Annotated in this window: 17 protein-coding genes; 11 read left to right on the forward strand and 6 right to left on the reverse strand. The window is 65.2% G+C overall.

Going from position 1 to position 20,640, the window contains the following annotated elements; all coding sequences use genetic code 11:
* On the forward strand, nt 1–267 hold a 267-nt coding region (locus tag AKN83_RS35405), incomplete at its 5' end, for an integrase core domain-containing protein (RefSeq protein WP_157113731.1).
* Nucleotides 268–360: 93 nt separating this feature from the next.
* Here the strand turns inward: AKN83_RS35405 and AKN83_RS35410 are convergent.
* Nucleotides 361–2,613, reverse strand: coding sequence for a transglycosylase domain-containing protein (locus AKN83_RS35410; RefSeq protein ID WP_050404741.1), 2,253 nt, complete (start codon nt 2,611–2,613; stop codon nt 361–363).
* A 139-nt stretch (nt 2,614–2,752) separates the two neighbouring features.
* On the opposite strand from AKN83_RS35410, the gene AKN83_RS35415 reads away from it, so the two are divergent.
* A complete protein-coding gene (locus tag AKN83_RS35415) occupies nt 2,753–3,178 on the forward strand; it encodes a DUF1330 domain-containing protein (RefSeq protein ID WP_050404742.1) in 426 nt (141 codons plus the stop codon).
* A 333-nt stretch (nt 3,179–3,511) separates the two neighbouring features.
* Here AKN83_RS35415 and AKN83_RS35420 read toward each other — a convergent pair whose 3' ends face one another.
* From AKN83_RS35420 to AKN83_RS35430, 3 genes are all read right to left on the reverse strand, one after another.
* Nucleotides 3,512–4,738, reverse strand: coding sequence for an ABC transporter substrate-binding protein (locus AKN83_RS35420; protein ID WP_063695695.1), 1,227 nt, complete (start codon nt 4,736–4,738; stop codon nt 3,512–3,514).
* Nucleotides 4,739–5,098: 360 nt separating this feature from the next.
* Nucleotides 5,099–6,319, reverse strand: a complete 1,221-nt coding sequence (locus AKN83_RS35425; RefSeq protein WP_063695696.1) for an ABC transporter substrate-binding protein — start codon at nt 6,317–6,319, stop codon at nt 5,099–5,101.
* Nucleotides 6,320–6,447: 128 nt separating this feature from the next.
* On the reverse strand, nt 6,448–6,810 hold the full coding sequence (locus AKN83_RS35430; RefSeq protein ID WP_050404743.1) for a DUF1304 domain-containing protein: 363 nt from the start codon (nt 6,808–6,810) through the stop codon (nt 6,448–6,450).
* 86 nt (nt 6,811–6,896) lie between these two features.
* Here AKN83_RS35430 and AKN83_RS35435 point away from each other — a divergent pair, with 86 nt between their 5' ends.
* Nucleotides 6,897–7,421, forward strand: coding sequence for a methylated-DNA--[protein]-cysteine S-methyltransferase (locus AKN83_RS35435; RefSeq protein WP_050404744.1), 525 nt, complete (start codon nt 6,897–6,899; stop codon nt 7,419–7,421).
* Nucleotides 7,422–7,429: 8 nt separating this feature from the next.
* On the opposite strand, the gene AKN83_RS35440 is transcribed toward AKN83_RS35435, so the two are convergent.
* Nucleotides 7,430–10,222, reverse strand: a complete 2,793-nt coding sequence (locus AKN83_RS35440; protein ID WP_050404745.1) for a [protein-PII] uridylyltransferase — start codon at nt 10,220–10,222, stop codon at nt 7,430–7,432.
* A 198-nt stretch (nt 10,223–10,420) separates the two neighbouring features.
* On the opposite strand from AKN83_RS35440, the gene AKN83_RS35445 reads away from it, so the two are divergent.
* From AKN83_RS35445 to AKN83_RS35465, 5 genes are all read left to right on the forward strand, one after another.
* On the forward strand, nt 10,421–11,395 hold the full coding sequence (locus tag AKN83_RS35445; RefSeq protein WP_050404746.1) for an aliphatic sulfonate ABC transporter substrate-binding protein: 975 nt from the start codon (nt 10,421–10,423) through the stop codon (nt 11,393–11,395).
* A 206-nt stretch (nt 11,396–11,601) separates the two neighbouring features.
* Nucleotides 11,602–12,438, forward strand: a complete 837-nt coding sequence (locus AKN83_RS35450) for an ABC transporter permease (protein WP_050404814.1) — start codon at nt 11,602–11,604, stop codon at nt 12,436–12,438.
* Entirely contained in the window at nt 12,438–13,223 is a 786-nt protein-coding gene (locus AKN83_RS35455; protein ID WP_050404747.1) for an ABC transporter ATP-binding protein, read from the forward strand. Before AKN83_RS35450 ends, AKN83_RS35455 begins: the two co-directional genes overlap by 1 nt.
* 56 nt (nt 13,224–13,279) lie before the next feature.
* Complete coding sequence (locus tag AKN83_RS35460) at nt 13,280–13,789, forward strand: OsmC family protein (protein ID WP_050404748.1); 510 nt, start codon at nt 13,280–13,282, stop codon at nt 13,787–13,789.
* A gap of 168 nt (nt 13,790–13,957) precedes the next feature.
* Nucleotides 13,958–14,761 (forward strand): hypothetical protein, encoded by an 804-nt coding sequence (locus AKN83_RS35465; RefSeq protein ID WP_050404749.1) that lies wholly within the window; start codon nt 13,958–13,960, stop codon nt 14,759–14,761.
* A 234-nt stretch (nt 14,762–14,995) separates the two neighbouring features.
* Here AKN83_RS35465 and mutS read toward each other — a convergent pair whose 3' ends face one another.
* Entirely contained in the window at nt 14,996–17,719 is a 2,724-nt protein-coding gene (gene mutS, locus AKN83_RS35470) for a DNA mismatch repair protein MutS (RefSeq protein WP_050404750.1), read from the reverse strand.
* A gap of 212 nt (nt 17,720–17,931) precedes the next feature.
* Here mutS and pcaF point away from each other — a divergent pair, with 212 nt between their 5' ends.
* The 3 genes from pcaF (at nt 17,932) to pcaG (ending at nt 20,550) form a co-directional block, all read left to right on the forward strand.
* Nucleotides 17,932–19,140 carry a 3-oxoadipyl-CoA thiolase gene (gene pcaF / locus AKN83_RS35475; protein ID WP_050404751.1) on the forward strand — a complete coding sequence of 403 codons (1,209 nt, stop codon included), beginning with the start codon at nt 17,932–17,934 and terminating at the stop codon, nt 19,138–19,140.
* 105 nt (nt 19,141–19,245) lie between these two features.
* The gene (gene pcaH, locus AKN83_RS35480) at nt 19,246–19,947 is read left to right on the forward strand and encodes a protocatechuate 3,4-dioxygenase subunit beta (protein ID WP_050404752.1); all 702 of its coding nucleotides are present in this window, start codon (nt 19,246–19,248) and stop codon (nt 19,945–19,947) included.
* A complete protein-coding gene (gene pcaG / locus AKN83_RS35485; RefSeq protein ID WP_050404753.1) occupies nt 19,948–20,550 on the forward strand; it encodes a protocatechuate 3,4-dioxygenase subunit alpha in 603 nt (200 codons plus the stop codon).
* Nucleotides 20,551–20,640 lie beyond the last annotated feature (90 nt).

Consider the following 20,640-nt stretch of genomic DNA (forward strand, 5'->3'; position numbering starts at 1 on the left):
AGGGCGGAAAGCTTCATGAAGACCCTCAAGCAAGAGGAGGTCGACGGCCAGACCTACCGCGATGCGCAACAGGCCAGAAATGCGATCGGCGCCTTCATCGAAGAGGTATACAATCGTCAACGGTTGCACTCGGCTTTGGCCTACCGGCCGCCAGCCGAGTTCGAGGCAAATTTACCGCATGGCGGGGCTGCTGCGCAGCAGCCCCGCCATGCGGCCCTAACCCGTCAACCCGCCGTGCCGCTTCAAGCGGCCGGCACCTGTCCCTGATTTACCGTGTCTCACATCAGGGGTGCAGTTCGGCGCGACTGGTCCCGGATTTCGCTTCGCCTCATCCGGGCTACGAAGCCAGGCGCAGTCGATCTACCGAAACAACCGATCCGCCAGCCAGCCATCGAGCCCAGCTGCCGCCTCCGGCCGCGCGTTCGGGTTGGGTGGCGGTGCTGCGCGTGCCGGCATCGGCGGTGGTTGTCGGTAGTAGCCGCCGGACGGGACCGGCGCGGGCGGTGGCGCCTGCATCGGCGGTTGAATCTGCAGCGGTGCCGCCGGCCCCGAAGGCGCTGATATCTGCGAGGAGATCTGCATCAGGTTCGCCGGGGCCCAGCTGCCTTGCGAGTTCGGGATCGCCGCGACCGGCACGCCTTGATGCGCGGCCTTCATGAAGCGGGTCCACACTTCTACCGGCAGCCCGCCGCCGGTCGCCTTTTTGGTCGGCGAGTTGTCGTCATTGCCGAGCCAGACGCCGGTGACCAGCTTGGCGGTGTAGCCGATGAACCAGGCGTCGCGATAATCCTGACTGGTGCCGGTCTTGCCGGCCGCGGTCCAGCCGGGGATCTCCGCCTTGCGCGCGGTACCCGAGATCAGCGTCTCGCGCATCATGGCGTTCATCATCGCGTCATAGCGCGGTTCGATCACCTGGTTGGGCGGATCCGCTGGGCGGTCATAGAGCAGCTTGCCGGAGCTGGTCTTGATCCTGGTCACCACATGCGGCGATACGGCGTAACCGCCATTGGCGAACGGCGCATAGGCGCCGACCAACTCGAGCACGGACACTTCCGAGGTGCCGAGCGCGATCGACACATTGGGTTCCAACTTGGAGGAGATGCCAAGCCGGTGCGCGGTGCGCACCACGTTCTTAGGCCCGACCTCGACGGCGAGCCGCACCGCCACCGTGTTCAGCGACATCGCCAGCGCCTGGGTCAACGTCACCGAGCCGAAATATTCGTGGGTGTAGTTCTCCGGCTTCCAGCCCTTGATGTCGAGCGGCGCGTCGGTGCGGATCGTGTCCGGCGTCAGCCCGGCCTCGACAGCGGTGAGATAGACGAACGGCTTGAACGACGAGCCCGGCTGCCGCTTCGCGGTCACGGCGCGATTGTACTGGCTCTCGGAATAGTTCCGGCCGCCGACCATGGCACGCACCGCGCCTTCGGGCGTCATCGCCACTAGCGCGCCCTGGCTGACATTGAACTTCACGCTCTTGGCGGCAAGCTCGTCGATCACGGCGGCTTCGGCGACGGCCTGCAGCTTCGGATCGATCGTGGTCTGCACCACGATGTCCTGGTCGATCTGGCCGACCAGATCGTCGAGCACCTCGCCGATCCAATCGGCGACATAGTTCACGGTCCCGGCGCCGGCCGGCTTCACCGCGATCGAGGGCTGGCCGATCGAGGCTTTTGCTTGGGCTTCAGTGATGAATTTGGCGTCGGCCATCGCCGCGAGCACGACCTGCGCGCGCTGCTCGGCGCCCTCGGGATTGCGGTTCGGCGCCAACCGCGACGGCGACTTGACGAGGCCCGCGAGCATCGCGGCTTCCGGCAAGGTCACGTTCTTCGCCGACTTGCCGAAATAGCGCTGCGCGGCGGCCTCGACGCCGTAGGCACCAGAGCCGAAATAGACGCGGTTGAGATAGAGCTCGAGGATCTCGTCCTTGGAATGCTTGCGTTCCAGCCACAGCGCGAGCTCGGCCTCCTGCAGCTTGCGCTGCATAGTGCGCTCCTGGGTCAGGAAGAGGTTCTTGGCGAGCTGCTGCGTCAGCGTCGAGCCGCCCTGCGAGACGCCGCGATGCAGCACGTTGGTGACGGCCGCGCGCAAAATGCCGACCGGGTCGACGCCGAAATGCGAATAGAAGCGGCGGTCCTCGATGGCGATGAAGGCCTTCGGCAGATAGGGCGGCAGGTCCTTCAGCGCGATGTTGGCGCCGGCCATTTCGCCGCGCTGCGCCAGCACGCTGCCGTCGATGCCGACGATCTGGATCGTCGGCGGACGCTTGGGAATTTCCAGGGATTGGATCGGCGGAAGATGCGCGCCGACCCACACCACGACACCGATCATCGCAATGCCGGCCCACAGGCCGAGCACCGCGGTCCAATAGAACAGGCGGCCGATGCCAAAGCCGCGCGACCTGCTGCGCCGCTTGCTGCCGCCGCGCGAGGCGCGCGGTTTCTCGCTGCCGGAACCGCTGCCGTTGTCGCTGCTCTTGGGTTTGGATTTGGCGGGCTTGTCGTCGGCGCCGCCGGGAACGCGATCGGAGGGTGACAGCCGGAGATCGGCAAGCGCGGCCGGTAGCCCGAACAGCGGCTCCTTGCGCGCACCGCCTTTCTTACGTCCCCACGCCATCCGCAACGCTCACACCCTGACAGGGTCGCACGCTAGCGTTCCCGGTTTAAGGGGCGGTTACGCAAAGCTTAACGGGGGATTAGGAGGTGAGGCGGCGCGTGCTACACGTAGATGGAACAACAAAACAAAGGATCACCGCATGGGCCATATCGACCCGACTAAGGACGTCTTCGGGCAATTCCGGGACAACAACCGGCCGGGCCCGATCCACATGCTCAATCTGGTGCGCCTGCGCGAGTGGGCCGCCTATCCCGACGGCCGCAAGGCGACCGGCGCGGAGGCCTACGCCGCCTATGGCCGCGAGAGCGGCCCGGTGTTCGAACGGCTTGGTGGGCGCATCGTCTGGCAGGGCCGCTTCGAGCTGATGCTGATCGGCCCGCAGGAGGAGCGCTGGGATCACTGCTTCATCGCGGAGTATCCAAGCGTCGCCGCCTTCGTCGAGATGATCCGCGATCCCGTCTATCGCGAGGCGGTGAAGCACCGCCAGGCCGCGGTGGAGGACTCGCGGCTGATCCGCCATGCCGTGCTGCCGGTCGGCAAGAATTTCGGCGAGATTCCAGCGTGAGCGCACGAAGCGAGGATCTTTAATCCGGAAGCGGCGCCTCGAAGGATGCACGGCCCCGCGAGTGGCTGGCCGTCGACCCTTCCAGACGGCCGCTGCGTGGCCTCCTTCAGGGTGATGGCGATGGAGTGCTTCGCTCCATCCACGTCATTGCGAGCCACCCGGTCGGCGCGAAGCGCCGCCGGATGACAGGCTCCGCGAAGCAATCCATTCCGCCGCTTGCGAAGCGATGGATTGCTTCGTCGCTGTTGCTCCTCGCAATGACGCTGAGGGGACGTCAAAAACAAAATCGGCGGCCGGGAGGCCGCCGATTGCGTTTCACACCTGCGCGAACCACTAGCCCGCCGGGCCGGCGTCCTCGAGGATTGGGCCGAACAGCTCCCAGCGCTCGCCGTTGAAGCGCATCATCTGCAGTTGCTTGTTGACGCGATAGTCGTTCGGCGTGGTGTTGCCCTTGATGCCGGGCAGCGCCATGTCGAGGTCGACGTTCTTCAAATTGGTCGCCTGCTTCAGCACGTTCTCGCGGGTCAGCTCGTCGCCGCACTGCTTCAGCACATGCACCATCAGCTGGGCGGTCGAATAGCCATAGGTGTTGAAGTTCGAGTTCTTGTCGCCGTCGGGATAATACTTGGCCATGAAGTCGAAATAGCGCTTCATGCCCGGATCGTCCTTCCACTGCGGATCGGCCGGATCCTTGCCGTAATTGGTTGAGATCAGGCCCTTGGAGGCCTCGAGGCCCGCCGGCTGCAGCACCGCGCCGACCGAGGTGGCGTTGATGTCGACGATGTGGACCGGATGCCAGCCGAGCTCGGCGATCTTCTTGATCGCCTGCGCTGCCTGCTTCGGCGTCGAGGCCGAGAAGAACAGGTCGGCGCCGGCGTCCTTGATCTTGATCACCTGGGAATCGATGGTCGGGTCGGAGACCTCATAGGAAGCTTCGGCCACGATCATCTTGGCCGCCTTGTCGCCAAGGCCGGCCTTGATGCCGTTCAGGTAATCCTTGCCGAGGTCATCGTTCTGATAGAGCACACCGATCTTGGCGTTCGGATGCTCCTTCAGGATGTACTGGCCGTAGATGCGGCCTTCGACGAAATAGTTCGGATTGAAGCCGAGCGTCCAGGGGAAGTTCTTCGGGTCGGTGAACTTCGAGGCGCCGGTGGCGGCGAACAGCTGCGGCACCTTCTTGGCGTTGAGATATTTCTGCACGGCCGCGTTCGACGGCGTGCCGACGATCTGGAAGGTCAGGAGCACCTCGTCGCTCTCGACGAGCTTGCGCACCTGCTCGACGGCCTTCGGCGGCGAATAAGCGTCGTCATACTGGATCAAATTGATCTTGCGGCCGTTGATGCCGCCCTGGTCGTTGATCATCTTGAAATAGGCCGCCTGGGTCTTGCCGATCGAGGCATAGGCGGAGGCCGGTCCGGAGAAGGGGACGGTCTGGCCGATCTTGATCTCGGTGTCGCTCGCGCCGGGATCGTATTTCTTCTGTGCGGAGGCCGACGTTGCAGACAGCGCGATTGCGAGCGCCGTTCCCGTGACCAGGTGGAAAATCCCGTTCCTCATAATGCTGTTTTCCTCACGTGACTGATGATTGGCCGATGATCTTGTCCGTGGGTTCAAGGTCCCGCGGTCGCCATCGCTGGGCCGGGATACTGGCGGAACCGTTGCTGCGATGCAAGACGAGCGATGCCGAAAAGGTGAGCGATTTCAGTCAACGAAAGTAGGGGGCGGCGCGAAAAGGGGGAACGGGGGAAGCGGGGGGCGCTCCGCTACGTCACCGCGCATCTCAGCTGCCACCGCCCGCGAAAGCGGGCGATCCAGTATTCCAGAGGCATTTGAGAGTGAGCCGATAAGCCGCGGCGTACTGGATCCCCGCATTCGCGGGGATGACAGCTGCATGCGCGGCTTCGATGCGGCGCGAACCTAACCCGCCGGGCCGGTGTCCTCGATGATCGGGCCGAACAGCTCCCAGCGCTCGCCGTTGAACCTCATCATCTGCATCTGCTTGTTGATGCGATAGTCGTTCGGTCCGGTCGTGATCGACATGCCGGGCAGCGCGAGGCTCGGCACGAACTTCTTCAGGCTGGTCACCTGCTTCATCAGGTTCTCGCGGGTGAGGTCGTCGCCGCACTGCTTCAGCACCTGGATCAAGAGCTCGGCCGTCGAGTAGCCGTAGGTGTTGACGGTGTTGAGCTTGTCGCCCTCCGGATAATACTTGTCCATGAAGGCGAAATAGGCCTTCACGCCGGGATCGTCCTTCCACTGCGGATCGGCGGGGTCCTTGCCGTAATTGGTCGAGATGATGCCCTTGGAGATGTCAAGGCCGGCCGGCTTCAGCGTCGCCGACACCGGGCTCGCATTGATGTCGAGGATGTGCACGGGGTGCCAGTCGAGGTCCGCGACCTTGCGGATCGCCTGAGCTGCGAATTTCGGCGTCGACGCGTTATAGAGCAGGTCGACGCCGGCGGCCTTCAGCTTGACGATCTGCGAGTCGACGGTCGGGTCGGTCAGTTCATAGGACACCTCGGCGACGATCATGCTCGCGGCCTTGTCGCCGAGCCCGCTCTTCAGGCCGGTGATGTAGTCGCGGCCGAGATCGTCGTTCTGGTAGAAGATGCCGATCTTGGCGTTGGGGTGATTGGCCAGGATGTATTTGGCGTAGATGCGTCCCTCGGACTGGTAGTTCGGATTGAACGCGATGGTCCATGGCGCGTTCTGCGGGTCGGAGAAGCGCGACGCGCCGGTCGAGGCGAGCAGCTGCGGCACCTTCTTGGCATTCAGATATTTCTGCACGGCGGCATTTGACGGCGTGCCGATGATCTGGAATGTGAACAGCACCTCGTCGCCCTCGACGAGCTTGCGCACCTGCTCGACCGCTTTGGGCGGCGAATAGGCGTCGTCATACTGGATCAGGTTCAGCTTGCGGCCGTTGATGCCGCCCTGATCGTTGATCATCTTCATGTAGGCCGCCTGGGTCTTGCCGATGCCGGCATAGGCGGATGCAGGGCCCGAGAACGGCACGGTTTGGCCGATCTTGATCTCGGTATCGGTCGCGCCGATATCGTATTTCTTCTGCGCGGCGGCCGATGTAACCGACAACGCGATGGCAAGCGCTGTCGCAGCGAGCAATTGCACGCTCCTCATGTCCGTGACCTCCCATGTTGCCGGTGATCTTGTCCGCAAGGCTCAAGCCGGCGGATGTCACCGTTGTCAGGGATGATGGAGGAACCACGGGGGCATTGCAAGGCGATGTCCCTGCGCGCGATGTCGCGTCAGGCAAGCCAGAGCAGGATCAGCGCCAACGCAGCGGGCGCGGCCTGCACATAAAGGATGCGGCGGCTGACGGTGGCGGCGCCATAGGCACCGGCGACGATCACACAGAGCAGGAAGAATGTCTTGATCTGGAACGCGAAGGCTGGACTTCCATGCACGAGGCCCCAGATCAGTCCGGCGGCAAGGAAGCCGTTATAAAGTCCCTGATTGGCGGCGAGCACTGCCGAGTCCGTTGCCTTCTCGATCGAGTTGCGGAAGGTCTTCAGCCCGAGCGGCTTGGTCCAGAGAAACATCTCGAGCACGAGGAAATAGGTATGCAGCGCGGCCACCACCGCGACCAGAAAATTGGCTATCCAAAGCATGCTCGGCCCCCTCACCGGAATTCGGGTGGACGCTAGCATGCGGGCGGTGAATTGTATGCCGAGCGACTGTTTCGAGAACGACTGATATGGCCGACCGCAAGACCGCGCAGACCTTCAACCTCGACCGCCTCAAGACCCCGATCGGCACCGCGCTGCTGGTAACCGACGACGACGGCGTGCTGCGCGCGCTCGATTGGGACGACTATGAAGCGCGCATGCTCGACCTGCTGCGGCTGCACTATGGCGCCGTGACCTTGCGGGACGGCCGCGCGCCGGTCGCGATGCGCAAGGCGCTCAGTGACTACTTCAGCGGCGATCTCGATCGGCTCGCCGATGTCGAATGGCGCGTCGCCGGCACGCCGTTCCAGCAGAAGGTCTGGCACGCGCTGCCGAAGATTCCACACGGCACCACCATGAGCTATGGCGCGCTGGCGGCGGAACTGAAAGTGCCGAATGCGATGCGCGCGGTCGGCCATGCCAACGGCTCCAACCCGATCAGCGTCGTCGTGCCATGCCACCGCCTGATCGGCGCCAACGGCTCGCTGGTGAAATATGGCGGCGGATTGGAAAGGAAGCGCTGGCTGCTAAGGCATGAGGGCGTGGAGGTTTAGCGCTCCCGTCACGCCGCCGGCTTCGCCGCCTGGTCCTCGCTCGACAACAGATGCAACAGCGAACTCTTGATCGCGGCCTGCCGGGTCGGCGCGGTGATCTGGGCGCCGAGCAGGTCGGTGACGTAGAACACGTCGCGGGCGCGTTCGCCGAAGGTCGCGACATGGGCCGAGGCGATGTTGAGGTTGAGCTTCGAGATCGCGGTGGTCAGCTGGTAGAGCAGACCGGGGCGGTCGAGGCCGGAGACCTCGATCACCGTGTAGCGGTCGGACCACTGGTTGTTGATGGTCACTTCGGGCTCGACGATGAACGGCCGCGCCTTGCTGCGCACCGCGCGCTTGGCGACCGCCTCGGGCAGCCTGAGCTTGCCTTCCAGCACCTGCTCGATCATCTCGCCGATCCGCGTCGCGCGGCGGCCCTCGTCATCGTCGCGGTCGTATTCGCGCGAGATCGAGATGGTGTCGAGCGCGCGGCCGTCGGTCGTGGTGTAGATCTGCGCGTCGACGATGTTGGCGCCGGCGGAAGCGCAGGCGCCCGCGATGATCGACAGCAGCCAGGGATGGTCGGTCGCCAGGATCGTGAGCTCGGTGACGGCGCGGATCTCGTCGAAGCCGACATTGATCGCGAGCTTGTGGCCGGCCTGTTCGCTGGCGCGGATGAAGCGCGCCTGGCGGATCTTGCGTTGCAGCTCGACCTTGAGCCAGTAGGCCGGGTAGTGCCGGCCGATATAGGCGTTGAGCTCGGTCTCCGGCCATTCGGTGAAGGCGCGGCGGAACTCGGCTTGCGCCACCGCGATGCGCTGGGCGCGGTTGACCTCGGAGAAGCCGCCGGTCAGCACGGGTTCGGTTTCGTAATACAGCGTGCGCAACAGCTGCGCCTTCCAGCCGTTCCAGACGCCGGGGCCGACCCCGCGAATGTCGGCGGTGGTCAGGATCGTGAGCAGTTTCATCTGCTCGACGGACTGCACCACGGCGGCGAAATTCTCGATGGTCTTACGGTCCGACAGATCGCGCGATTGCGCCACCGTCGACATCGTCAGATGTTCCTCGATCAGCCAGGCCACCAGCTCGGTGTCGGCGGCGGAGAAGCCGAGCCGCGGGCACAGCCGCCGCGCCACCTTGGCGCCGGCGATCGAATGATCCTCGGGCCGGCCCTTGGCGATGTCGTGCAAGAGCGTTGCGATATAGATCACCGGGCGGTGCTCGGGACGGATCTTGCGGAACAGATCGCTGGCGACCGTGAACTCCTCGTTGCCGCCGCGCTCGATGTCCTGCAGGAAGCCGATGCAGCGGATCAGGTGCTCGTCCACCGTATAGTGGTGGTACATGTTGAACTGCATCATCGAGACGATCTTGCCGAAGGCGCGGATGAAATGGCCGAGCACGCCGGTCTCGTTCATCCGCCGCAGCACGGTCTCGGCGTCGTTCGAGGTCAGGATCTCCATGAACAGGCGGTTGGCTTCCTCGTCGTCGCGGAGCTGGGTGTTGATCAGCTTCAGCGAGCGCGTCACCGTGCGCATCGCGTCGGGATGGAAGGCGAGGTTGTTCTGCTGCGCGAGGCGGAAGATCCGGATCAGGTTGACCGGATCGTGCTTGAACACATCAGGGGCGGCGAGGTTGATGCGGTTGTTGTCGACGATGAAGTCGTCGCTGCCGTTGACCCGCCGCCGCTTGGTACCGGGCCGCAGCCGCGCCACCATCCGGCTCAGCACCGGTGCCGGCTTGTTGTGCTCCTCTTCGAGCCTGGCGCACAGGATCGCGGTGAGGTCGCCGACGTCTTTCGCGATCAGGAAGTAGTGCTTCATGAAGCGCTCGACGTCCTGCATGCCGGGATGCGAGGTGTAGCCGAGGCGCACCGCGATCTCGCGCTGCATGTCGAACGACAGCCGCTCCTCGGCGCGTCCGGCGAAGAAATGCAGGTTGCAGCGCACCGACCACAGGAAGTCGGCGCAGCGCCGGAAGGTGCGATATTCCTGGGCGTCGAACACGCCGCGTTCCAAGAGCTCGCCGGTCTCGCGCACGCGGTAGACGTATTTCGCGATCCAGAACAGCGTGTGCAGGTCGCGCAGGCCGCCCTTGCCGTCCTTGACGTTGGGCTCGACCAGATAGCGCGACTGGCCGGCGCGGCGATGCCGCTCCTCGCGCTCGGCGAGCTTGGCGGTGACGAATTCCGCCGCGGTGCCCTGCACCACTTCCTTGTCGAAGCGCTCGACCAGTTCGTCATAGAGCGGCTGGTCGCCGGTCAGGAAGCGCGTCTCCAGGATCGCGGTGCGGATCGTCATGTCGCCGCGCGCCTGGCGGATCGATTCATCGACCGAGCGGGTGGCGTGGCCGACCTTCAGCCCCATGTCCCAGAGGCAATAGAGAATCGCCTCGGCGACCTGCTCGCCCCAGGCGGTCTGCTTGTAGGGCAGGATGAACAACAGATCGATGTCGGATTCCGGCGCCATCAGCCCGCGGCCATAGCCGCCGGTCGCGACCACGGCCATGCGCTCGGCGCCCGAGGGGATCGGCGAGTGATAGAGATGCCGGGTCGCCGCCGCGTAGAGGATGCGGATGATCTCGTCCTGCACGAAACAGAGCCGTTCGGCACAGCGCCGGCCGTGTCGGTCCTTCAGCAGCAGCGTCTGTGCGGTGGCGCGCGCCGCGATCAGCTCTGCCTTGAGCAACTGCGCCATCGCGGCGCGGAACTGGTCCTCGCGGCCGGCATGCTGCTCGGCGAGTGCATTGACCGCCGCGGTGATCCGCTCGGTCTCGAAACGATCATCCGCTTCAGCGCGGACTTCGGCTGCGACGCTGTCCATACGTTCATCCGATATCGGACGGAGCTGTTGCTGTCACTGACCAAAGTATAACGACAGCAGCTCCATGCTCTCCTGACGATGCCGCGAGCAAGATCGTTCTCGCGCCGTCGCCCAAAGGGTAGAGATTTTCTCGTTGACCGCAAGGCTAACTCATTGAATTAAAAGATTGTTTCACAATCTGATCGAGGAGATCGACGAATGCACGAATTTTCCCGGCGCAGCTTCGCTGCGCTGCTCGCGGTCTCGACATTGTTGCCCGGTACAGCGCTCGCCGCCGACGCGCTGAAGGAGATCCGGATCGACTGGGCGACCTACAATCCGGTGTCGATGGTCCTCAAGCAAAAGGGCCTGCTGGAGAAGGAATTCGCCAAGGACGGCATCAGCATCGTCTGGGTGCAGTCGGCCGGCTCCAACAAGGCGCTCGAATTCCTCAATGCCGGTTCGATCGATCTCGGCTCGACCGCGGGCTCGGCCGCTTTGGTCGCGAAGATCAACGGCAATCCGATCAAGTCGATCTACGTCTATTCGCGTCCCGAATGGACCGCGCTGGTCACCACCAAGGACTCCAAGATCACCTCGGTCGCCGACCTCAAGGGCAAGCGCGTCGCGGTGACGCGCGGCACCGACCCGCACATCTTCCTGGTCCGAGCGCTGCTCGGCGCCGGGCTGACGGAGAAGGACATCACGCCGGTGCTGCTGCAGCACGCCGACGGTAAGACCGCGCTGATCCGCGGCGACGTCGACGCCTGGGCCGGTCTCGATCCGATGATGGCGCAGGCGGAGGTCGAGGACGGCGCAAAACTGTTCTATCGCAACGCCGATGCCAACACCTGGGGCGTCCTCAATGTGCGCGAGGAGTTCCTGAAGGCGCATCCGGATATCGTCCGCCGCGTGCTCGGGGCTTACGAAGAGGCGCGGAAATATTCGCTGGCGAACTATGACGAGCTGAAGAAGACCTTCATCGCCGTCACCAAGCTGCCCGATGCCGTGGTCGACAAGCAGCTCAAGGAGCGCACCGAGCTGACCCACAGCCGGATCGGCGCCCCGCAGCGAGAGTCGATTTTGGCCGCGGGCCTCGCCTTGCAGCAGGCCGGCGTGATCGACGCCAAGACCGACGTCAAGGCCGCACTGGATGCGCTGATCGACGACCAGGTCCCGCTGCCGACGAACTAGCCGCCGCTGCACCCTCTCCCCTTGTGGGAGAGGGTCGCTTCGCGCAGCGAAGCGGGGTGAGGGGTTTGTCTCCGCGGATGGTGACCCCTCATCCGTCGCGGACTGTGTCCGCGCCACCTTCTCCCACAAGGGGAGAAGGGAAGAAGGCCGCGGTCCACGTCACCCCACCTTGCAATCCCACCGGAACAATAGTTCTTGCTATGGCCATGACCGCTGACCTGCCCGTGCTGGAACAGACGGCCACGCCGCGGGCTGCGCCGGCGCGGTGGTCGCGCCATGCGCGGCCGGCGCTGGGGCTCGTGGTACCGGTCGTGATCGCGCTGGGCTGGGAACTTGTCGTTGGTCTCGGCTACTCCAACGGACGCCTGGTGCCGCCGCCGTCCAAGGTGTTCGAGACCATCGTGGCGCTCGCCAAAAGCGGTGAGCTGTCACGGCACATCCTCGCGACCTTGTGGCGGGTCGGCGCAGGCTTTGCGCTCGGCGTCATCGCCGGCACCATCATGGGCGCGATCTCCGGCTATTGGGATTTCGCCAAGCGGGTGCTCGATCCGACCGTGCAGGCGCTGCGCGCGATCCCCTCGCTCGCCTGGGTGCCGCTGTTCGTGCTCTGGCTCGGCATCTTCGAGACCTCGAAGATTGCGCTGATCGCGGTCGGCGTCTTCTTTCCGATTTATCTCGGCGTGATGGGTGCGATCCTGTCGGTCGATCGCAAGATCGTCGAGGTCGGTCGCGTGTTCCGCCTGTCCGGACCCGCCATGATCCGCCGCATTCTGCTGCCGGCCGTGCTGCCGGCCTATGTGGTGGCGCTGCGGGTCGGCCTTGGTTTGGGGTGGATGTTCGTGGTCGCGGCCGAATTGATCGGCGCCTCCGAAGGTCTTGGTTATCTGCTGCTCGACGGCCAGCAGCTCGGCAAGCCGGCGCAGATTCTCGCCGCCATCGTGATCTTCGCGATCCTCGGCAAGCTCACCGACTGGCTGATCGAAGTCACTGCTGCGCCGCTGCTGCGCTGGCAGGACGCGTTCGGCGCGCGGGGAGGGCAGTAATGCTGGCGCTCAAAGAAGTCGGCAAGACCTATCCGAACGGCGTTCACGCGCTGGAGCGGTTCTCGGCCGAGATTTCGCCCGGCGAGATCATCGCCATCATCGGCGGTTCCGGTTGCGGCAAGTCGACCCTGCTGCGCGCCATCGCCGGCCTCGATCGCGCCAGCACCGGCAGCGTGACGCTGGACAATGCGGTGATATCATCGCCGCACGCCAAGATCGGCATCATCTTCCAGGAGCCGCGGCTGCTGCCATGGCTCAGCGTCGCCGACAATATCGGCTTTGGTCTCGCCGACCTTCCCGCCGACGTCAGGCGCGAGCGGGTCGCGGCGGCGCTGGCCCGCGTCGGCCTTGCCGACAAGGCCGCCGCCTGGCCGCGCGAGCTCTCCGGCGGACAGGCGCAGCGGGTCGCGATCGCCCGCGCCTTGGTGCCGCAGCCCGAAGTGCTGCTGCTCGACGAGCCGTTCTCGGCGCTCGATGCCTTCACGCGGCGCGACCTGCAGGATCACCTGCTCGATCTCTGGGCCGACACCCGGCCGACCCTGATCCTGGTCACCCATGACGTCGACGAGGCGGTGGTGCTGGCCGACCGCGTCTTGGTGATGCGGCCGCGACCGGGCCGGCTGTTCGAGCAGATCACCATCAACCTCGCGCGGCCCCGTGACCGCAAATCGGAACTGTTCGACACCTTCAAGCGCCGTGTGCTGACCGCGCTCGACCGCTCGCTGGATCGCTCCGTGCGTGACGTCACGGACAAATCCAGCGCCGGTGAGGCGATGTGGTGGTGACATCGGCGCCGTAAGGCCTTACATCGGAATAAAGAAGAATAGCCGGGAGCAGAACCATGGACTCCGCCGAACTCCGCGCGATGCAGGCTCCGATCAAGGAGCGCTACAAGACCGATCCCCAGGCCGCCGTGATCACGCTGAAAGCCAAGGGCACGATCGACAACGACAGCCTGTCCTGCAAGGTCGAAACCGGCCGCGCGCTCGCGGTTGCCGGCCTGCATCCCGCCACCGGCGGCTCCGGGCTCGAGCTCTGCTCCGGCGACATGCTCCTGGAGGCGCTGGTCGCTTGCGCCGGCGTCACGCTGAAATCGGTCGCGACCGCCGTCGAGGTGCCGTTGAAGGTCGGCAATGTGTTCGCCGAGGGCGATCTCGATTTCCGCGGCACGCTCGGCGTCGACAAGGAGGCCCCGGTCGGCTTCCGCGAGATCCGCCTCCGCTTCGACGTCGGCACCGATGCGCCGCAAGACAAGCTCGATCTCTTGCTGAAGCTCACCGAGCGCTATTGCGTGGTCTACCAGACCATCAAGAATGGCCCGAAGGTGTCGGTGACGATGCAGCGGGTCTAAACGGGTCTAATCGGTGTCGTCCCGACCTAGTGCGCGATTACGCACGGAGCCGGGACCTATACGCCGTATCCCATCGTTGAATTTCTGCTGTTCGACGGCTTTCGTTCCCCGCTAGCGTCGTGGTTATGGGTCCCGGGTCGCGCTTCGCTTGCCCGGGACGACGGAAAAATGTCCCCCGAACTCCACTTCGTCCTGCTCCTTGTGCTGCGCATGGCGGTTGCGGCCGCCTTCGTGGTCAGCGCGTCCATCATCACGGAGCGCTCGGGACCGGTGATCGGCGCGCTGATCGCCACCCTGCCGATCTCGGCCGGTCCGTCCTACACTTTCCTCGCGCTCGACCATGACGCCGCCTTCATCGCCGAAGGCGCGCTGTCGAGCCTGCCGGTCAATGCGGCGACGATCTTCATGGGTCTCACCTACGCGGTGCTGGCGCAGCGCTTCAGCATGTGGATCAGCGCCGGAAGCGCGATCGCGTTGTGGCTCGTGCTCGGCACCATCATCCGCCAGTTCGCATGGACGCTTGCCGGCGGCTTGATCCTCAACGCCGTTGCGTTCGCGATCTGCATCCCGCTGCTCAGGCCCTATCGGCATGTTGCGAAAATGCCGCTGATCGCGCGGCGCTGGTACGACATTCCGCTGCGTGCGGCGCTGGTCGCAAGTCTGGTCGGCACCGTGGTCACGGCGTCGAGCTGGGTCGGGCCGCGCGTCACCGGCGTGATCGCGCTGTTTCCGATCGTGTTCTCCTCGATGATGCTGATCCTGCATCCGCGGATCGGCGGCCCCGCCACCGCGGCGGTGCTCGCCAACAGCGCCTGGGGCCTGCTCGGCTTCGGTCTCGGCATCGCCGTGCTGCATGTCGCGGTCGCGCAATTTGGCTCAGCCATCGGGCTCAGCTGTGCGCTCGCCACCTGCATCGTCTGGAATCTGGCGCTGTGGCAGCTCGGGCGGAGGAAAGCCGTGAAGGCATCTTGACCTCCCCTTGAAAAAGGGAGGTCGCTTTGCTCGTAGAGCAAAGCGGGTGGGGATCTGCCCTCTCCGCAAACAGTGTCGTCTGCGGCTGGACCCCCAATCCCGACCTTCCCCCTTACAGGGGGAAGGAGAAGGGTAATGCGGTAGCCCGGATGGAGCGCAACGCAATCCGGGGCGGTTGTGCAACGGAGAGAGCGTTCCCGGATTTCGCTTCGCTGCATCCGGGCTACGCAATCACTACTTCGGCAGCTTTGCCCGTAGCGCATAGAGCGCATCGAGCGCCTCGCGCGGCGACATCTCGTCGGGATGCAGCGCCTTCACGGCTTCCACCAGCAAATCCGCCTCGCTCGGCGGCTTGTCCTCACTGGCGGCGCGGGAGGGCACGGCGAACAGTGGCAGGTCATCGGCCAGGGCGCGCGCGGTCTGGCCGCGGTCCTGGGCCTCGAGTTTGGCCAACACCGACTTGGCGCGTGTGATCACGGCGGGCGGCAGGCCGGCGAGCTTGGCGACCTGGATGCCGTAGGAGCGGTCGGCCGAGCCCGGCAGTACCTCGTGCAGGAACACGACGTCGCCCTGCCATTCCTTGACCCGCACCGTGGCGTTGAACATTCGCGGCAGTCTGGCCGAGAGCGCGGTCAGCTCGTGATAGTGGGTGGCAAACAGCGTGCGGCAGCGGTTGCTCTCATGCAGATGCTCGATCGCGGCCCAGGCGATCGACAGGCCGTCGAAGGTTGCGGTGCCGCGGCCGATCTCGTCGAGGATGACCAGCGATCGCTCGCTCGCCTGGTTGAGGATCACGGCGGTTTCGACCATCTCGACCATGAAGGTCGAGCGGCCGCGCGCCAGGTCGTCCGCGGCGCCGACGCGCGAGAACAGCCGGTCGACGATGCCGAGCCGTGCCCGCGACGCCGGCACGTAGGAGCCGATCTGCGCCAGCAGCGCGATCAGCGCGTTCTGGCGCAGGAAGGTCGATTTACCGGCCATGTTCGGGCCGGTGATCAGCCAGAGCTGGCCGGATTTTTGTCCGGGTGCGGGGGAGAGATCGCAGGCATTGGCGATGAACGGCTGGCCGTCGCGCTTCAGCGCCTGTTCGACCACAGGATGCCGTCCGCCCTCGATCGCAAAGCCGAGCGAGCCGTCGACATCAGGCCGCACGTAATTGTCGTCGATCGCAAGCTTCGCCAGCGCGGTCGCGACGTCGAGCATCGCAAAGGCATGCGCGGCATTGCGCAGATCGTCGCTGGCCGCGAGCGCCAGCGCGCTGAGCCGCTCGAAGATCTCGAGCTCGAGATTGAGCGCACGCTCGCCGGCATTGGCGATCTTGGCCTCGGTCTCGCCGAGCTCCGACGTGGTGAAGCGGACTTGTCCCGCCAGCGTCTGGCGGTGGATGAAGGTTGCATTGAGCGGCGGCGCGAACAGCTTGTCGCCGTGCTGCGCGGTGACCTCGACGAAATAGCCCAGCACGTTGTTGTGCCGGATCTTCAGCGTCTTAATGCCGGTGTCCTCGGCGTAGCGGGCCTGCATCGCGGCGACGACGAGGCGCGAGGCGTCGCGCAGATTCCTGCTCTCGTCGAGCGCGGCCTCATAGCCCTCGCGGACGAAGCCGCCGTCGCGCTTGATCAGCGGCAATTGCTCTGACAGTGCGCGGGTGAATTCCCGAGCCAGATCGCGCGAGGGGCGCTGCAAGGCCGCCATCACCGCGGAGACTTCCGCCGGTGGATTGGTCAGCTGCGCCAACAGCTCCAGCGCCTGGTCGGCGGCCAGGATGCCGTCGCGCAGGCTGGCGAGATCGCGCGGGCCGCCACGGCCGACCGAGAGCCGCGCCAGCGCGCGCGACATGTCGGGCGCTGCGCGCAGCACGGTTCTGATGTCCTCGCGGGCCGCTGAGTCCGCAACGAACGCCGAGACGGCATCGAGCCGCCGCGTGATCACGGCGACATCGGTCAGCGGCGCGGCAAGGCGTTGCGCGAGGAGGCGCGAGCCGGCCGCGGTCACGGTGCAGTCGATCGCATCGAGCAGCGAGCCGCGGCGCTCGCCGGCCAGCGTCCGCGTCAGTTCGAGATTGGCGCGGGTCGCCGGGTCGATCGCCATCGTGGTGCCGGCGGCCTCGCGCGCCGGCGGCGACAGCGGCGGGCGTTTGCCGACCTGGGTGCGGTCGATATAGGTGACGGCCGCGGCCGCGGCGGTCGCCTCCAGCCGCGACATCGCCGACAGGCCGTCCATGGTCGCGACCGCGAAATAGTCGCACAGCCGCCGCTCTGATGTGGCGCTGTCGAACACGTCGCGGGTCAGCGGCGTCACCGACGGCAGCTCGCGCAGGGTCGGCGCCAGCTCATTGTCGCTGTAGAGCGCGTCGGTGACGATCGCCTCGTTCGGATTGATGCGCGCCAGCGTCGCCGCGAGCTCTGATGTCGCGCACTCCGTCACCATGAATTCGGAGGTCGAGATGTCGATCCAGGCGAGGCCGAGACGATCTGCGCCGGCCGAACCACGGGCGCGCGCGATCGCGATCAAATAATTGTTGGTGCGGGCGTCGAGCAGCGTGTCTTCGGTCAGCGTGCCCGGCGTCACCAGCCGCACCACACCGCGGCGCACCACGCTCTTGTTGCCGCGGGCCTTTGCCTCCGCGGGATTTTCGGTCTGCTCGCACACCGCGACACGGTGCCCGGCGCCGATCAGGCGGTGCAGGTAATCCTCGGAGCGCTCGACCGGCACGCCGCACATCGGGATGTCCATGCCCTGATGCTTGCCGCGCTTGGTCAGCACGATGCCGAGCGTCTTCGAGGCAATCTCGGCATCCTCGAAGAACAGCTCGTAGAAATCACCCATCCGGTAGAACAGCAACAGGCCGGGGTGGGCCGCCTTGATCTCCAGATACTGTTCCATCATCGGCGTGACGCGCGACGGCGTCTCGGCGGGAGCGGCTTCGGGCGGAACGGGAATGGGCTGCTGGATGGTCATGAAGGCCGGGAAACTACAAAATTTCGCCGCGCGGTCCTATCCGCGAAGCCGGGGTTTTCCACCCTGTCCACGGTGCAGTTATGACAGCCCTCACGGTAATGCGTGCGGGGCGCGCTGCCGCGTCAATTGACCTGCCGCGGGCACGCTCCTAAAACTCACCCCGAGTTCCAGCCGATCCAGCGCCTAAGTCGCGGCATTCAGGGAGAGATTCAATGCGTGATGTGTTCATTTGCGATGCCGTCCGGACTCCGATCGGCCGTTTCGGCGGTTCGCTCGCCAAGGTGCGCGCCGACGATCTCGCGGCGGCTCCGATCAAGGCGCTGATGGCCAAGCACCCGACCATCAACTGGAACGAGGTCGACGAGGTCTATTTCGGCTGCGCCAACCAGGCCGGCGAGGACAATCGCAATGTCGCGCGCATGGCGCTGCTGCTCGCCGGCATGCCGGAATCGGTTCCCGGCCAGACCCTGAACCGGCTCTGCGCCTCCGGCCTCGACGCGGTCGGCGCCGCCGGCCGTGCCATCCGCGCCGGCGAGATCGATTTCGCGATCGCGGGCGGCGTCGAATCGATGACGCGCGCGCCGTTCGTGATGGGCAAGGCTTCGGAGGCCTTCTCGCGCTCGGCCGAGATCTACGACACCACGATCGGCTGGCGTTTCATCAATCCCTTGATGAAGGCGCAGTATGGCGTCGATGCGATGCCGGAGACCGGCGAGAACGTCGCCGAGGAATTCCAGGTCTCGCGCGCCGATCAGGATGCGATGGCGATCCGCTCGCAGCAGCGCGCCGGTGCTGCGATCGCGTCGGGCTATTTCGCCGAGGAGATCGTGCCGATCCAGGTGCCGGGCGGCAAGGCCGGCCCGATTACCGTCGACAAGGACGAGCATCCGCGCCCCGAAACCACGCTGGAAGGTCTCGCCAAGTTGAAGCCGATCGTGCGCAATCCGGGCACGGTGACCGCGGGTAACGCGTCGGGTGTCAATGACGGCGCCGCCGCGATGATCCTCGCCTCGGAGGCCGCGGTGAAGAAGCACGGCCTGACGCCGCGCGCAAAAATCCTCGGCCTCGCCTCGGCTGCGGTGCCGCCGCGCATCATGGGCATCGGCCCGGTGCCGGCGACCAGAAAACTGGTCGAGCGTCTCGGCCTCAAGGTGTCGGACTTCGATCTGATCGAGCTCAATGAAGCCTTCGCCTCGCAGGGCATCGCCTGCCTGCGTCAGCTCGGCGTCAAGGAAGACGCCGATTTCGTCAATCCGCATGGCGGTGCGATCGCGCTCGGCCATCCGCTCGGCATGAGCGGCGCGCGGCTGGTTTTGACCGCCGTGCACGGCATGGAGAAGCGGGGCGGGAAGCTTGCCTTGGCAACTATGTGCGTCGGGGTCGGCCAGGGCGTCGCGGTAGCGATCGAAAAGCTGAACTAATGCAATGGCTTGGAAGGGATGAAAACAGCCCTTCCCCAATTTGGTTATGCGCTATAATGATCTGATGCGAGCCCGCCGGGCGCGTGGGCCGCGGAGGAATTCGCCATGACCTTGTTGTACCCGCTGCAATCGCTTGCGGCCCATCCGGCGCGGCTGTCGCCGGATTATCGCTCCACCGTGAAGCGTTCACCGCAGAAGCCGCTGATCCCGATGCGGCACACGCTCTCGGAACTGACAGGTCCGGTCTATGGCCATGAGACGGTGCGCCCGCACGACAACGATCTCACCATCCAGGCCAAGGGCGAGCCGCTCGGCGAACGCATCATCGTACATGGTCATGTGCGCGACGAGGACGGCCGCGGCGTGCCCAACACGCTGATCGAGCTGTGGCAGGCCAATGCCTGTGGCCGCTACATCCACGTCGTCGACCAGCACCCGGCGCCGCTCGATCCGAATTTTACGGGCGCGGGCCGCACGCAATCCGATGCGAGCGGCTACTACAAGTTCATCACCATCAAGCCCGGCGCCTATCCCTGGGGCAATCACCACAACGCCTGGCGGCCCGCGCATATCCACTTCTCGGTGTTCGGCTATTCCTTCATCTCGCGTCTGGTGACGCAGATGTATTTCCCCGGCGATCCGCTGTTTCCGTTCGATCCGATCTTCAATTCGGTGACGGATGAGAAGGCGCGGGCGCGGATGATTTCCTCATTCGATCTCGAGAACACCAAGCCGGAATGGGCGCTGTGCTACCGCTTCGATATCGTGCTGCGCGGGCGCAACGCCACGCCGATGGAGACCAAGTAAGTGTCGAACCAGCGTCCTGATGGAATCACGCCCTCGCAGACCGTCGGCCCCTATTTCAAATACGGCCTGACGCCGAACGGCGAGTATGAATGGAACGATGCCTTCACCAACAATCTGCTGACGCCTGATACTTCGGGCGAGCGCATCCGCATCGAGGGTACCGTGTATGACGGCGACGGCGCCGTGATCCCGGATTGCATGCTGGAGATCTGGCAGGCCGACAGCCAGGGCCGCTTCTCCGATCCGCAGGATGCGCGCGCGCTGCCGAACTCCTCGTTCAAGGGTTTTGGCCGCGTCGGCACCGACAAGCGTGGTGCTTATGCCTTCGACACCATCAAGCCCGGTGTGGTGTCGGATGCCGACGGCAAGCCGCAGGCGCCGCACATCGTGCTCGCGGTGTTCGCGCGCGGCATGCTGCTGCATCTCTACACAAGGATCTATTTCGACGACGAAGCCGGCAACGCCGCCGATTCCGTGCTGGCACTGGTGCCGGCCGATCGCCGCGCGACGCTGATTGCTAGGCGCAAGGCCGGTGCGGGCAGCACGTACACGTTCGACGTCCACCTGCAGGGCGACAACGAGACCGTGTTTTTCGACGTCTAACCCCTGACCGCGCCTCGGCGCGCCAATCCAACACTGGGATGACCAAAATCCGCTCCTGCGTGCCATCGCCGCAGCGGATTTTGCTTGACC

The sequence above is a fragment of the Bradyrhizobium embrapense genome, assembly GCF_001189235.2.
GTDB classification, from domain to species: Bacteria; Pseudomonadota; Alphaproteobacteria; order Rhizobiales; family Xanthobacteraceae; genus Bradyrhizobium; species Bradyrhizobium embrapense.